The organism is Streptomyces sp. NPDC001851 (assembly GCF_040297165.1).
Lineage (GTDB): Bacteria > Actinomycetota > Actinomycetes > Streptomycetales > Streptomycetaceae > Streptomyces.
The window spans coordinates 142,495-156,773 of sequence record NZ_JBEOYR010000016.1 but is presented as its reverse complement, the minus strand read 5'-3'; the positions used below and the strand labels follow the sequence as shown (position 1 = coordinate 156,773).

The following is a 14,279-nucleotide window of genomic DNA, read 5'->3' as shown; positions in this document are numbered from 1 at the left end:
CGGAACGGCCGCTCATGCGCTCGCCTCCCCGCTCACGGCGGCCAGACCGGAACGCTCCCGGTCCGCCTGCTGCCACAGTCCGTTCAGCGGGGCGCCGCGCGGCACGCTCAGTGCCGTCCAGCCCGCCTCGCGCAGCAGGCGCAGCCGTTCGTCGTGCCGCTCGCCCGGCCCGGGCACGTCGGTCGACTCGCGCACCCAGGTGTCCGGGTCCAGCACGAAGGCGACGGCACCGCCGCTGCGCCGGCTCATCTTGGCGACCGTCGCGGCCTGCTCCTCGTCCAGATCGCCCAGGAAGGCGACCAGCAGGCCCTCGTTGCCGCCGCGCAGCACGTCGTAGGCGCGGGACAGGCCCGTGCCGTCGGAGTGGTCGATCACCGCGAGGGTGTCCATCATCAGCCCGGCCGCCTCCGCGGTCTCCTGTCCGGTGCCCGCGAACCCGTCGGCCCCCTCGCCGGGCACCACGCTGCCGCCGTCGGTCAGCAGCCGTACCGAGAAGCCGCGTTCGAGCATGTGCGCCAGCACCGAGGCGGCACCGGAGACGGCCCACTCGAAGGCCGAGTCGGGGCCCGCGCCCTCGTAGGCGCCGCCCCGGGTGTCCAGCAGCACGGTGCAGCGCGAGCGCCGGGGCTGCTCCTCGCGGCGCACCATCAGCTCGCCGTAGCGCGCGGTGGACCGCCAGTGCACCCGGCGCAGATCGTCGCCGTAGCGGTAGCCGCGCGGGATCACGTCGTCCTCGCCGGCCAGGGCCAGGGAGCGCTGCCGCCCGTCGCCGTACCCCTGGGCCTCGCCGCTGAAGCGGACCGGGGCGAGCGGTTCCACGCGCGGGACGACCGTGAGGGTGTCGAACGTCGAGAAGGACCGGGTCAGTTCGCACATCCCGAAGGGGTCCGTCAGGCGCAGTTGCAGCGGGCCCAGCGGATAGCGGCCGCGCAGATCGGAACGGACCCGGTAGGACACCTCGCGGCGGCCGCCCGGCTCCACCCGGTCCAGCACGAACCGGGGACGCGGACCCAGGACGTAGGGCACCCGGTCCTGGAGCATCAGCAGGCCGGTGGGCAGCCGGGAGACGTTGTCCATCCGCAGGTGCACCCGGGCCTCGCTGCCCGCCGGCACGCGCGCGGGGGCGAGCCGGCGGGTGCCGGCCACCCGGTAGCGCGTGCGGTACACCACGGTCGCGCAGATCAGCGGCAGCGCGGCCAGCAGCAGGCCGACCCGCAGCAGATCGCTCTGGCCGAGGACATAGGCGCAGATCGAGGCGGCGATGCCGGCCGCCAGGAAGGAACGGCCACGGGTCGTCAGGCCCGCCAGGGCCGTACGGACGCCGCCCGACTCCCCGCGGTCGGCCTCCGCCTGCCCGCTCCCCCCGGCGCTCATCACAGACTCCGCGGAGGCTGCTGGGGATAGGCCGGGACGTTCCGCCCGAGGCCGCCGAAGCCCGGTGCCTGCTGTCCCGGTGCCGCGGGCACGGCGGTGCGCTGCAGGATCTCCTGCACGACCTGCTCGGCCGTGCGGCGGTTCAGCTGGGCCTGGGCGGTGGGCAGCAGGCGGTGTGCGAGCACGGCGACGGCGAGCGCCTGGACGTCGTCCGGCAGTGCGTACTCCCGGCCGGCGAGGGCCGCGGACGCCTTCGCCGCGCGCAGCAGGTGCAGCGTCGCGCGCGGGGAGGCGCCGAGTCTGAGGTCGGGGTGGGTGCGGGTGGCGGCGACCAGCTCCACCGCGTACCGCCGGACCGGCTCGGAGACGTGCACGGAGCGCACCGCCTCGATCAGCTTCACGATCTCGTGGGCGTGCGCCACCGGCTGCAGGTCCTCCAGCGGGCTCACCCCGCCGTGGATGTCGAGCATCTGCAACTCGGCCTCCACACTGGGATAGCCGACGGAGACGCGGGCCATGAAGCGGTCGCGCTGGGCCTCGGGCAGCGGGTAGGTGCCCTCCATCTCGACCGGGTTCTGCGTGGCCACCACCATGAAGGGGCTGGGCAGTTCGTACGTCTGCCCGTCGATGGTGACCTGCCGCTCCTCCATGGACTCCAGCAGCGCCGACTGGGTCTTGGGCGAGGCGCGGTTGATCTCGTCGCCGATCACGATCTGCGCGAAGATGGCGCCCGGCTTGAACTCGAAGTCCCGGCGCTGCTGGTCCCAGATCGACACCCCGGTGATGTCCGAGGGCAGCAGGTCGGGCGTGAACTGGATACGCCGCACCGAGCAGTCGATGGACCGCGCCAGCGCCTTGGCCAGCATCGTCTTGCCGACCCCGGGGACGTCCTCGATCAGCAGGTGGCCCTCGGCGAGCAGCACGGTCAGCGCGAGCCGTACGACCTCGGGCTTGCCCTCGATCACGCCCTCCACCGAACCGCGCACCCGCTCCACCGTGGCGGTCAGATCTTCCCCCACCCTCGAATACGCTCGGGCGGGGGCGCCCCCATGGCTCGCTGGATCGTCATAGGTCGACACCCGGCCCTCCTCGGCCCGTACTTTCCCGGGCCGACGCTGCTTGCGAAACCGGCCCACCCCGAAACACGGACACCACGCCGGAATAGTTCCGCGTGATGTCACACCCCGCATTCTTGCCGCCGTTACCGATTCGTGTCACTCGCCTGTGGACAACTGCCCGCACGATGTCGGTCTTACGGCTTTTTCGACCGCATTTTCGATACGGGGGCGGCGGGGTGTCTCCGGGGCGGCCGGCCGGTGTGCCCGGTCAGGCCGGGTCCACCTCGCGCAGCGCACCGGTGCGCACGTCGAACACAAAACCGCGTACGTCGTCGGTGTGCAGCAGGAACGGCGAGGTGCGCACCCGCTGCATGGACTGGCGCACGTCCTGGTCGACGTCCCGGAACGCCTCGACCGCCCACGCCGGACGCTGGCCGACCTCCATCTCCAGGTCGTGCCGGAAGTCCTCGGTGATGGCCTCCATGCCGCAGCCGGTGTGGTGGATGAGCACGACGCTGCGGGTGCCGAGCGCGCGCTGGCTGATGGTCAGGGACCGGATCACGTCGTCGGTGACGACACCGCCCGCGTTGCGGATGGTGTGACAGTCGCCGAGCTTGAGGCCGAGTGCCTTGTGGAGGTCGAGGCGGGCGTCCATGCAGGCCACCACGGCGACCTTGAGAACGGGACGGGCGTCCATGCCCGGGTCGGCGAACTCGGCGGCGTACCGCTGGTTGGCCTCCACCAGGCGATCCGTCACGGTGCCGCCGTTCGTTATGGCGCCTTCGGATCCAGTGGGAACTGCTGCGGAAGTCGTCATACCTATGACGTTACTGGTCACGCCCGGTCCCGGCCCGCTGTGAGTCGGGACAAAGAACGTCATCGCGGCTTGTTGTGAGCCAACCCACAGGTGGGGCAAACCTGGCCCGGACGGGTGAACACCGTCGAATTGCGGCTCCCGCCGGGATGCGCTAGGCGACGCGCAGGCCGGTTGATTGACCGCGCGACACGGTGGACTAAAGTGGCGCGAAGCGGGAGACGTGGCTCTCCCTGCTGGTGAAACCCCCGGAGACCCCGGCTCACACCGGGCCGTCTCCCCACGTGCGCGGCGCGTACGTACGGCTCGGCCTCCTCCCGCTCCCGGTCCGGCTGACGCTTCCGGCGCCGGCAGGCCTCCCCTTCACGAGCTGGCGGGGACCCGGCGGTGCGTGCGACCGCGTCGGAAGATGAGAGGCCCCCTTGAGCCAACGTCGACACGTCCCGGTGATGCTCCAGCGGTGCCTGGACCTGCTGGCGCCCGCCCTGGAGCGCCCGGGAGCGGTGGTCGTCGACTGCACCCTCGGCCTCGGCGGGCACAGCGAGGCGCTGCTGACCCGGTTTCCCGAGGCGCGGCTGATCGGCCTCGACCGGGACAAGGAGGCGCTGCGGCTGTCCGGCGAGCGGCTGGCGCCCTTCGGCGAGCGCGCCACCCTGGTGCACGCCGTCTACGACGAACTGCCCGACGTCCTGCAAAGGCTCCGCATCGCGCGCGTGCAGGGCGTCCTGTTCGACCTCGGGGTCTCCTCCATGCAGCTGGACGAGGCCGACCGCGGCTTCGCCTACGCCCAGGACGCGCCGCTGGACATGCGGATGGACCAGTCGGCCGGCATCAGCGCCGCCGAGGTCCTCAACACCTATCCGGCGGGCGAACTGGTGCGCATCCTGCGCGCGTACGGCGAGGAGAAGCAGGCCAAGCGGATCGTGGCCGCGATCGTGCGCGAGCGCGAGAAGGAGCCGTTCAGCAACAGCGCGCGGCTGGTCGAGCTGATCCGGGACGCTCTCCCGCAGGCCGCCAAGCGCACCGGCGGCAACCCCGCCAAGCGCACCTTCCAGGCGCTGCGGATCGAGGTCAACGGGGAACTGTCCGTCCTGGAGCGGGCGATCCCGGCGGCGGTGAAGGCCCTGGACGTCGGCGGGCGCGTCGCCGTGCTGTCGTACCACTCGCTGGAGGACCGCCTGGTCAAGCAGGTGTTCGCGGCCGGCGCCGCGACCACCGCGCCGCCCGGGCTGCCGGTCGTGCCCGAGCGCTACCAGCCGCGGCTCAAGCTGCTCACCCGGGGTGCCGAACTTCCCACCGAGGAAGAGGTCGCCGAGAACCGCCGGGCCGCACCGGCCAGGCTGCGCGGCGCGGAGCGCATCAGGGAGGACGTCGAGTGAGCGAGACGGGTCGGTTGGATTCCCGAACTGACCGGGGGAGCCGTGAGTAGGACACCCGCGCTGAGGGGGCGGGCCGCGCGGCTCGCCCGGCTCCTCCCGGCCGGCCGCGCCCGGGCCGCCCGCACCCCGTTCGTCCTTCTCGTCGTCCTGCTGCTCGGCGGCGGCCTCATCGGGCTGCTGGTGCTGAACTCCGCGCTCAGCGAGGGCTCGTTCAAACTGGACGCCCTGCAGAAGGAGACGAGGAGCCTCACCGACGAGGAACAGGCCCTCCAGCGGGACATCGACGCCTACTCGGACCCCGCCGCACTCCAGCGCCGGGCCCGCGAACTCGGCATGGTCCCCGGCGGCGACCCGGCCTTCCTGAACCCCGACGGCACCGTCAAGGGCGTACCGGACGTCGCGAGCCCCGGGCCCGCCGCCCTCACCGCACCGGCCGCCCCCGAGGCCCTCACCCCGGCCGCCGCGTTCTCCGCACCCCCGTCCCCGCTCGCCCCCGCCCCATCGGTGCCGGAACGGCCCCAGCCCGTCCCGGCGCTCTCCGCCCCCGCAGCGGCCGCACCCGCGCCGCCCGCCATCCCCCAGCCCATTGCGACCCCGACCCCCGGCAGGTGACGGAAGTGTCCGACAGGGAAGCGCCGCGCCGTCGTGTGCCCGGGCCGGCCAAGCCGCCGCGGGCGAGGAGTGCCGTGCGGCGGCAGCCCGGGCCCGGCGCGCGTCCGGCCCGGCGGCCGAGCGGCGCACGGCCGCCGGCCCAGCGCCCGCTCCGGCTCGGCAGCGCGCGGCCCCGGCTGCGCATGGTCAGCCTCGCCCTGACCCTGGTGCTGCTCGCCTTCGTCGTACGGCTGCTCCAGGTGCAGGCCTTCGACGCCAGCGCGTACGCCGCGCGGGCCGAGCAGAACCGGTATGTCGTGCACAGGCTGGCCGCCGACCGCGGCGGGATCACCGACCGCAACGGCGTGGCCCTCGCCATCAGCGAGGACGCGTACGACATCACGGCCGACCCCACGATGTTCAGCAGGAAGCAGCTGAAGGTCGACGACGGGCCGGAGCAGGCCGCCGCGCTGCTCTCGCCGATCCTCGGGCAGAGCCAGGCAGAGATCGTGAACAAGCTGCGGCCCAAGGACAGCGGCTCCCGGTACGCCCGGCTCGCCACCCGGCAGACCCCGCAGGTCTGGAAGCAGATCAAGGACCTGAAGAGCGCCCTCGCCAAGAAGGCGGAGACGGACAACAACACCGCCAACGTGCTGGCCGGCGTCTTCGCCGACCCCAGCAGCCAGCGGGTGTACCCCAACGGCGACCTCGCCGCCGGGCTGCTGGGCTGGGTCAACTCCGACGGCCAGGGCGGCGGCGGCATCGAGCAGGAGATGAACAAGCAGCTGGCGGGCAAGGACGGCAAGATCCGCTATGCCCAGTCCGGCGGGCGCGAGGTGCCCACGGCCGGGTCCAACGAGACACCCGCCGTGCCCGGCTCCGACGTCGAGCTGACCATCGACCGCGACATCCAGTGGGCCGCGCAGAGCGCCATCACCGAGCAGGTGAGGAAGTCCGGCGCGGACCGGGGGTACGTCGTCGTCCAGGACACCCGCACCGGTCAGATCCTGGCCATGGCCAACGCACCCGGCTTCGACCCGAACAACCTGTCCAAGGCGGACGCGGAGGCCATGGGCAACGCGGCCCTCCAGGACGCCTACGAGCCCGGTTCCACCGCCAAGGTGATGTCCATGGCGGCCGTGCTGGAGGAGAACGCCGCCACCCCGCTCACCCACGTCGTCGTACCCAACCGGCTGCACCGCGGCGACCGGCTCTTCTCGGACGACGTCGACCACGACACCTGGTACCTCACCCTCAACGGCGTCCTCGCCAAGTCCAGCAACATCGGCACCATCCTGGCCACCGGCCAGCTCGGCAGAACGCAGCCCGAGGCGAACAAGGTCCTCTACTCCTACCTGCGCAAGTTCGGCATCGGCAGCTACACCGGACTCGGCTTCCCCGGCGAGACCCCCGGCATCCTCTCGCCGTACCGCAAGTGGTCCACTTCGCAGCAGTACACGATTCCTTTCGGCCAGGGCTTCTCCCTCAACGCCCTGCAGGCCGCCTCCGTGTACTCGACCATCGCCAACGGCGGGGTCCGGATCCAGCCGACCCTGGTGCGCGGCACCAAGGGTCCCGACGGTCGCTTCACCCCCGCGCCCAAGCCCAAGGAGACCAGGGTCGTCAGCCAGAAGACCGCCACCTCCCTCGCCCAGATGCTGGAGTCCGTCGTGGACGACGAGCAGGGCACCGGCATCAGGGCCCGCATCCCCGGCTACCGGGTGGCGGGCAAGACCGGCACCGCCAACCGTGTGGATCCGGCCACCGGCAGGTACCACGGATACACCTCGTCGTTCGCCGGATTCGCGCCCGCGGACAAACCCCGGATCACCGTCTACTGCGCCATCCAGAACGCCACCTCCGGCAGCTACTACGGCGGCCAGATCTGCGGTCCCATCTACAAGCAGGTGATGGAGTTCGCGCTGAAGACCCTGCAGGTGCCGCCGACCGGGGCGCAGCCCGCCAACCTGCCCGTCGACTACAAGCCCTGATCAGCACCTCGGAAACACCAGGAACCAGCCCGTGACAACGATCACCCCGGAACCCGGGAACCAAGGCGCCCCGCGCCCCTCACTTCGCTCCGGAGCGGGTGCGCCGGGTACGCTCACCGCCGTGCCACACGCTGATCAGTCCCAAACCACCCAGAAGGGCGCTTCCGTGACATATCCGGGACCGCCGCGACCGGTCGAGGTCTCCGCCACACCCCTCGCGGAACTGGCCGATCAGCTGGGTGCCGCCGTCCCGGACGCCGCCGCCGAGATCACGGGGATCACCCACGACTCGCGCGCCGTCCGCCCCGGCGACCTGTACGCCGCCCTCCCGGGTGCCCGTATGCACGGTGCCGACTTCGTCACCCAGGCCGCCGGCCTCGGCGCGGCCGCCGTGCTCACCGACCCGACGGGCGCCGAGCGCGCCGCCGCGACCGGACTGCCGGTCCTCGTCGTGGACGACCCGCGCGCGCGGATGGGCCGGCTCGCGGCCACGATCTACGGCCACCCCGGGCGCGACCTGCTCCAGATCGGCATCACCGGCACCTCGGGCAAGACCACCACGGCCTATCTGGTCGAGGGCGGTCTGCGGACCGCGAAGTCCACCGGTCTCGTCGGCACGGTCGAGATGCGCATCGGCGACGAGCGCATCAAGTCCGAGCGCACCACCCCCGAGGCCACCGACCTGCAGGCACTCTTCGCCGTCATGCGCGAACGCGGCGTCGAGGCGGTCGCCATGGAGGTCTCCAGCCACGCCCTGGTCCTCGGCCGGGTCGACGGCTGCGTCTTCGACATCGCCGTGTTCACCAACCTCAGCCCGGAACACATGGAGTTCCACTCCGACATGGAGGACTACTTCCGGGCCAAGGCGCAGCTGTTCACGCCGCAGCGCAGCAGACTCGGCGTGGTCAACGCCGACGACGAGTACGGCCGCCGGCTCGCCGGGGAGGCGACCGTCCCGGTCGTCACCTTCTCCGCCGAGGGCCACCCCGACGCCGACTGGCGCGCCGAGCACGTCCAGGTCGGCCCCATGGACTCGACGTTCACGGTCGTCGGCCCCCACGGTGAGCGCGTCCACGCCAGGTCGCCGATCGCCGGTCCCTTCAACGTGGCCAACACCCTCGCCGCGATCGTCGCCCTCGCCGTGGCCGGCCTCGACCCGCAGGCCGCCGCCGACGGCATCGCCGCCGTACCGGGCGTCCCCGGCCGCCTGGAGCGCGTGGACGCCGGGCAGCCCTACCTCGCGGTCGTGGACTACGCCCACAAGACCGACGCGGTCGAGTCGGTGCTCAAGGCCCTGCGCAAGGTCACCAAGGGCCGGCTGCACGTGGTCCTCGGCTGCGGCGGCGACCGCGACCGGACCAAGCGCGCCCCGATGGGCGCCGCCGCGGCCCGGCTCGCCGACACCGCCGTACTGACCTCCGACAACCCCCGCTCCGAGGACCCCCTCGCGATCCTCGCGACCATGCTCCAGGGCGCGGCCTCCGTGCCCGCGCACGAGCGCGGCGAGGTAGTCCTCTTCGAGGACCGGGCCGCCGCGATCGCCGCCGCCGTGGGGCGCGCCCAGGCCGGCGACACCGTGCTGGTCGCGGGCAAGGGCCACGAGCAGGGCCAGGACATCGCCGGCGTGGTCCGTCCCTTCGACGACCGCCAGGTGCTCCGCGAAGCCATCCAGAAAACCCAGGGATGAAAATCCAGAAGACCCAGGGGATGAACTTGTGATCGCCCTCTCCCTCGCCGAGATCGCAGCAGTCGTCGGCGGGCAGACGCACGACATACCGGATCCGTCCACGCAGGTCACGGGCCCGGTCGTCCGGGACTCCCGAGAGGTGGAGCCCGGCAGCCTGTTCGCCGCCTTCGTCGGCGAGCGCGTGGACGGCCACGACTTCGCGGCGCGGGTCGTCGAGGCGGGCGCGGTCGCCGTACTGGCGTCACGCCCGGTCGGCGTGCCCGCGATCGTCGTCGAGGACGTCCAGACGGCCCTCGGCGCCCTCGCCCGGCACGTGGTCGAGCGGCTCGGCGCGACCCTCGTCGCCCTGACCGGCTCGGCGGGCAAGACCAGCACCAAGGACCTGATCGCGCAGGTGCTCCAGCGCAAGGCGCCGACCGTGTTCACGCCGCAGTCGCTCAACAACGAGATCGGGCTGCCGCTGACCGCCCTCACCGCCACCGAGGAGACCCAGTTCCTCGTGCTGGAGATGGGCGCCCGCGGTATCGGGCACATCCGCTACCTCACCGGCCTCACCCCGCCGAAGATCGGCCTGGTGCTCAACGTCGGCACCGCCCACATCGGCGAGTTCGGCGGCCGCGAGCAGATCGCCCAGGCGAAGGGCGAGCTCGTCGAAAGCCTTCCACCGGAGGAGGACGGCGGCGCCGCCATCCTCAACGCCGACGACCCGCTGGTCAGGGCCATGGCCTCGCGTACCAAGGCGAAGGTGGTCCTTTTCGGAGAGTCGGCCGAAGCGGACGTACGCGCCGAGAACGTACGACTCACGGACAGCGGACAGCCCTCCTTCAGGCTTCTCACACCCTCCGGTGCATGCGATGTGACCATGCGCCTGTACGGTGAGCACCACGTGTCGAACGCGCTCGCCGCGGCCGCCGTCGCCCATGAGCTGGGCATGTCCGCGGAAGAGATCGCCACCGCGCTCTCCGAGGCGGGCACCCTCTCCCGCTGGCGCATGGAGGTCACCGAGCGCCCGGACGGCGTGACCATCGTCAACGACGCCTACAACGCCAACCCCGAGTCCATGCGGGCCGCCCTCAGGGCGCTCGCGGCCATGGGCAAGGGGCGCCGCACGTGGGCGGTGCTCGGCCAGATGGCCGAGCTGGGGGACGAGGCGCTCGCCGAGCACGACGCCGTCGGACGGCTCGCCGTCCGGCTCAACGTCAGCAAGCTCGTCGCCGTCGGGGGGATCGAAGCCTCCTGGCTGCAACTGGGCGCATATAACGAGGGTTCGTGGGGTGAGGAGTCGGTGCACGTGTCCGACGCACAGGCGGCGATCGACCTGTTGCGCAGCGAGTTGCGCCCGGGGGACGTCGTACTCGTGAAGGCGTCCCGTTCGGTGGGTCTGGAGAGCGTTGCCCAGGCGCTCGTCGAGACCGGTGCCGAGGGTGAGGTTGCCGCCCGATGATGAAGCAGATCCTGTTCTCAGGAGTCATTGGCCTCTTCCTGACGCTGATCGGCACCCCGCTGCTGATCAAGCTCCTCGCCCGCAAGGGCTACGGCCAGTACATCCGTGACGACGGCCCGCGCGAGCACGCCAGCAAGCGCGGTACGCCGACCATGGGCGGCATCGCCTTCATCCTGGCGACGATCGCCGCGTACTTCCTGAGCAAGCTCATCACCGGTTACCCGCCCACCTACTCCGGGATCCTGGTCCTCGGCCTGATGTTCGGCATGGGCCTGGTCGGCTTCCTCGACGACTACATCAAGATCGTCAAGCGGCGTTCGCTGGGTCTGCGGGCCAAGGCGAAGATGGCCGGCCAGCTGATCGTCGGCATCTCCTTCGCCGTGCTGTCGCTGATGTTCGCCGACGCCCGCGGCAACACCCCGGCCTCCGACAAGCTGTCGTTCATCACCGACTTCGGCTGGAAGATCGGCCCGGTCCTGTTCGTGATCTGGGCGCTGTTCATGATCCTCGCGATGTCGAACGGCGTGAACCTCACCGACGGCCTGGACGGTCTGGCCACCGGCGCCTCCGTGCTCGTCTTCGGCGCCTACACCTTCATCGGCACCTGGCAGTTCCAGGAGTCCTGCGCCAACGCGCAGACCCTGACCAACCCGGCCGCCTGCTACGAGGTGCGCGACCCGCTCGACCTCGCGGTGATCGCCTCCGCGCTGATGGGCGCCTGCCTGGGCTTCCTGTGGTGGAACACCTCGCCGGCGAAGATCTTCATGGGCGACACCGGCTCGCTCGCCCTCGGCGGTGTCCTCACCGGTCTGGCCATCCTCTCCCGCACGGAGCTGCTGCTGGCCATCATGGGCGGCCTGTTCGTCCTCATCACCATGTCGGTCGTCATCCAGGTCGGCTCCTTCCGGCTCACCGGAAAGCGCGTCTTCCGGATGGCGCCACTGCAGCACCACTTCGAACTCAAGGGCTGGTCCGAGGTCCTGGTCGTGGTCCGGTTCTGGATCATCCAGGGCATCTGTGTGATCGTCGGACTGGGCCTCTTCTACGCAGGATGGGCAGCGGACAAGTGACCTCCACCTCGGAGCTCTCCGACTTCCAGGGCAAGCACGTCACCGTCGCCGGGCTCGGTGTCTCCGGCGTCCCGGCGGCCAAGGTGCTGCACGCGCGCGGGGCGGTCGTCACGGTCGTCAACGACGGCGACGACGCACGCGCGCGTGAACAGGCCGCGGAGCTTGAGGCGCTCGGCATCAGCGTGCGCCTGGGCGATGGCGCGACCCTGCCGGAGGGCACCGAGCTGATCGTCACCGCGCCCGGCTGGAAGCCCGACAAGCCGCTGTTCCTGGCGGCCGCGGAGGCGGGCGTGCCCGTCTGGGGAGACGTCGAGCTGGCCTGGCGCCTCAGGGGCCCCGACGCGGCGCCCTGGCTGGCCGTCACGGGCACCAACGGCAAGACCACGACCGTGCAGATGCTGGCCTCGATCCTGAAGGCCGCGGGCCTGCGCACGGCCGCCGTCGGCAACATCGGGGTCTCCCTGCTGGACGCGGTCCTCGGCGAGGAGGCGTATGACGTCCTCGCCGTAGAGCTCTCCAGCTACCAGCTCCACTGGGCGCCCTCCCTGCGGGCGCATTCGGCCGCGGTCCTCAACCTCGCGCCGGACCACCTGGACTGGCACGGCTCCATGGAGGCCTACGCCCGCGACAAGGGCCGTGTCTACGAGGGCAATCGCGTCGCCTGCGTCTACAACGTCGAGGACAAGGCCACCGAGGACCTGGTGCGCGAGGCCGACGTGGAGGAGGGCTGCCGGGCCATCGGGTTCACCCTCGGCGCCCCCGCGCCCTCCCAACTCGGCGTCGTCGACGGCATCCTGGTCGACCGCGCCTTCGTGGAGAACCGGCAGAAGAACGCGCAGGAGCTGGCCGAGGTCTCCGACGTCAACCCGCCGGCCCCGCACAACATCGCCAACGCCCTTGCCGCGGCGGCCCTCGCGCGCGCCTTCGGGGTGCCCGCCAAGGCCGTACGCGAGGGCCTCAGGGCCTTCCAGCCGGACGCCCACCGCATCGCACACGTCGCCGACATCGACTCGGTGGCGTACGTCGACGACTCCAAGGCGACCAACACGCATGCCACCGAAGCATCGTTGGCGTCATATGAGTCGATTGTATGGATTGCGGGTGGTCTGGCGAAGGGCGCGACCTTCGACGAGCTCGTCGCCAAGTCGGCGAAGCGACTTCGCGGTGCCGTCCTGATCGGCGCCGATCGCGCCCTGATCCGCGAGGCCCTCGCGCGACACGCGCCGGAAGTACCCGTCGTGGACCTCGACCGGACCGACACTGGGGCGATGCTCCAGGCGGTGACGGAAGCGAAGCGGCTCGCGCAGCCCGGTGACACGGTGCTGCTGGCCCCGGCCTGTGCCTCCATGGACATGTTCACCAACTACAACCAGCGCGGTGACGCGTTCGCGGCGGCGGTCCGCGAACTCGAAGCGGGCGCCTGACGGCGGGTCTCGGCCACACAGGGTGCTTCGGGGCCTTGAGGAACGGGAGACTCGGATGTGGCTGAGGTCGGGAGGAGCCGGTGATGTCCGGTAGCCGTACAGGTCGTCCTCCGGTCCAGGGGGCCGTCAAGCGGCCCCCCGCGCAGCGCCTTCCGCGGGAGAACCCCGTCCAACGGGCCTGTACCCGCGCACGGAAGGCCTGGGACCGCCCGCTGACCGCCTACTACCTGATCCTCGGCGGCAGTGTGCTGATCATCGTGCTGGGCCTGGTGATGGTCTACTCGGCCTCCCAGATCACCGCGCTGCAGATGTCGCTGCCGGGGTCGTACTTCTTCCGCAAGCAGCTGCTGGCCGCCGTGCTGGGCGGGATACTGCTGTTCGCGGCCTCCCGCATGCCGGTGAAACTGCACCGGGCGCTGGCCTACCCCATCCTGGCCGGTGCCGTCTTCATGATGGCCCTGGTGCAGGTGCCGGGGATAGGGATGGCGGTCAACGGCAACCAGAACTGGATCTCCCTGGGCGGTTCCTTCCAGATCCAGCCCAGTGAGTTCGGCAAGCTGGCCCTGGTGCTGTGGGGCGCGGACCTGATCGCGCGCAAGCAGGAGCGGAAGCTGCTGACCCAGTGGAAGCACATGCTGGTGCCGCTGGTACCGGTCGCCTTCCTGCTGCTCGGGCTGATCATGCTCGGCGGCGACATGGGCACCGCGATCATCCTCACGGCGATCCTGTTCGGCCTGCTGTGGCTCGCCGGGGCGCCGACGCGGCTGTTCGCCGTGGTGCTGCAGATCGCCGCCCTGATCGGTTTCGTCCTCATCAAGACCAGCGCCAACCGGATGGCCCGGCTCTCCTGCATCGGGGCGACCGAGCCCAAGGCGGGCGCCGCCGACTGCTGGCAGGCCGTGCACGGCATCTACGCCCTCGCCTCCGGCGGACTCTTCGGTTCCGGGCTCGGCGCAAGTGTGGAAAAATGGGGCCAACTCCCGGAAGCCCACACCGACTTCATCTTCGCGGTCACCGGTGAGGAACTGGGCCTGGCGGGGACGCTGTCGGTGCTCGCCCTGTTCGCGGCTCTAGGCTATGCGGGTATCCGCGTGGCCGGACGCACGGAGGACCCCTTCGTGAGGTATGCCGCGGGAGGCGTGACCACCTGGATCACCGCCCAGGCGGTGATCAACATCGGTGCGGTGCTCGGTCTGCTGCCGATCGCCGGCGTCCCCCTCCCGCTGTTTTCCTACGGAGGGTCCGCCCTGCTGCCGACCATGTTCGCCATCGGGCTGCTGATCGCCTTCGCGCGCGACGAGCCCGCTGCGCGGGCGGCGCTTGCGATGCGGCAACCCCGCTTTGGTAGAAAGCGGGCGGGAGGCCCCGGCTCCGGCCGGAAGCCTCGGAGATGGAACACGATGCGACGGCGTGCCTCAGCGGCGCGTCCGTCCGGAGAGCGGTGAAT

Annotated in this window: 11 protein-coding genes; 8 read left to right on the top strand and 3 right to left on the bottom strand. The window is 71.3% G+C overall.

Annotation, left to right across the window (positions count from 1 at the left end; all coding sequences use genetic code 11):
* Window positions 1-12: 12 nt before the first annotated feature.
* The 3 genes from ABT171_RS24340 to ABT171_RS24330 form a co-directional block, all read right to left on the bottom strand.
* Window positions 13-1,374 (bottom strand): DUF58 domain-containing protein, encoded by a 1,362-nt coding sequence (locus tag ABT171_RS24340; protein ID WP_351247118.1) that lies wholly within the window; start codon window positions 1,372-1,374, stop codon window positions 13-15.
* Window positions 1,374-2,453 carry an AAA family ATPase gene (locus ABT171_RS24335; protein WP_503076308.1) on the bottom strand — a complete coding sequence of 360 codons (1,080 nt, stop codon included), beginning with the start codon at window positions 2,451-2,453 and terminating at the stop codon, window positions 1,374-1,376. Before ABT171_RS24335 ends, ABT171_RS24340 begins: the two co-directional genes overlap by 1 nt.
* 247 nt (window positions 2,454-2,700) lie before the next feature.
* Window positions 2,701-3,249 (bottom strand): beta-class carbonic anhydrase, encoded by a 549-nt coding sequence (locus ABT171_RS24330; protein ID WP_351247114.1) that lies wholly within the window; start codon window positions 3,247-3,249, stop codon window positions 2,701-2,703.
* A 419-nt stretch (window positions 3,250-3,668) separates the two neighbouring features.
* On the opposite strand from ABT171_RS24330, the gene rsmH reads away from it, so the two are divergent.
* The 8 genes from rsmH to ftsW all read left to right on the top strand — a co-directional run bounded on the left by rsmH (window position 3,669) and on the right by ftsW (window position 14,277).
* Window positions 3,669-4,625 carry a 16S rRNA (cytosine(1402)-N(4))-methyltransferase RsmH gene (gene rsmH / locus ABT171_RS24325; protein WP_351247112.1) on the top strand — a complete coding sequence of 319 codons (957 nt, stop codon included), beginning with the start codon at window positions 3,669-3,671 and terminating at the stop codon, window positions 4,623-4,625.
* A gap of 42 nt (window positions 4,626-4,667) precedes the next feature.
* Window positions 4,668-5,237 carry a cell division protein FtsL gene (ftsL, locus tag ABT171_RS24320; protein WP_351247110.1) on the top strand — a complete coding sequence of 190 codons (570 nt, stop codon included), beginning with the start codon at window positions 4,668-4,670 and terminating at the stop codon, window positions 5,235-5,237.
* Window positions 5,238-5,242: 5 nt separating this feature from the next.
* Entirely contained in the window at window positions 5,243-7,207 is a 1,965-nt protein-coding gene (locus ABT171_RS24315; RefSeq protein WP_351247108.1) for a peptidoglycan D,D-transpeptidase FtsI family protein, read from the top strand.
* 166 nt (window positions 7,208-7,373) lie between these two features.
* Window positions 7,374-8,894 (top strand): UDP-N-acetylmuramoyl-L-alanyl-D-glutamate--2,6-diaminopimelate ligase, encoded by a 1,521-nt coding sequence (locus tag ABT171_RS24310; RefSeq protein WP_351247106.1) that lies wholly within the window; start codon window positions 7,374-7,376, stop codon window positions 8,892-8,894.
* Between the two features lie 28 nt (window positions 8,895-8,922).
* On the top strand, window positions 8,923-10,338 hold the full coding sequence (locus tag ABT171_RS24305; protein ID WP_351247104.1) for a UDP-N-acetylmuramoyl-tripeptide--D-alanyl-D-alanine ligase: 1,416 nt from the start codon (window positions 8,923-8,925) through the stop codon (window positions 10,336-10,338).
* Window positions 10,335-11,408, top strand: a complete 1,074-nt coding sequence (gene mraY, locus ABT171_RS24300; RefSeq protein WP_351247102.1) for a phospho-N-acetylmuramoyl-pentapeptide-transferase — start codon at window positions 10,335-10,337, stop codon at window positions 11,406-11,408. The genes ABT171_RS24305 and mraY overlap by 4 nt, the downstream gene beginning before the upstream one ends.
* A complete protein-coding gene (gene murD / locus ABT171_RS24295; RefSeq protein ID WP_351247100.1) occupies window positions 11,390-12,832 on the top strand; it encodes a UDP-N-acetylmuramoyl-L-alanine--D-glutamate ligase in 1,443 nt (480 codons plus the stop codon). Before mraY ends, murD begins: the two co-directional genes overlap by 19 nt.
* 83 nt (window positions 12,833-12,915) lie before the next feature.
* Window positions 12,916-14,277, top strand: coding sequence for a putative lipid II flippase FtsW (ftsW, locus tag ABT171_RS24290; RefSeq protein WP_351247098.1), 1,362 nt, complete (start codon window positions 12,916-12,918; stop codon window positions 14,275-14,277).
* Window positions 14,278-14,279: the final 2 nt, after the last annotated feature.

Bases quoted from the DNA above. Each gene is read 5' to 3' on its own strand.
- ABT171_RS24330 (WP_351247114.1), bottom strand. From the start codon at position 3,249: ATGACGACTTCCGCAGCAGTTCCCACTGGATCCGAAGGCGCCATAACG.
- ABT171_RS24340 (WP_351247118.1), bottom strand. From the start codon at position 1,374: ATGAGCGCCGGGGGGAGCGGGCAGGCGGAGGCCGACCGCGGGGAGTCG.
- ftsW (WP_351247098.1), top strand. From the start codon at position 12,916: ATGTCCGGTAGCCGTACAGGTCGTCCTCCGGTCCAGGGGGCCGTCAAG.
- mraY (WP_351247102.1), top strand. From the start codon at position 10,335: ATGATGAAGCAGATCCTGTTCTCAGGAGTCATTGGCCTCTTCCTGACG.
- murD (WP_351247100.1), top strand. From the start codon at position 11,390: ATGGGCAGCGGACAAGTGACCTCCACCTCGGAGCTCTCCGACTTCCAG.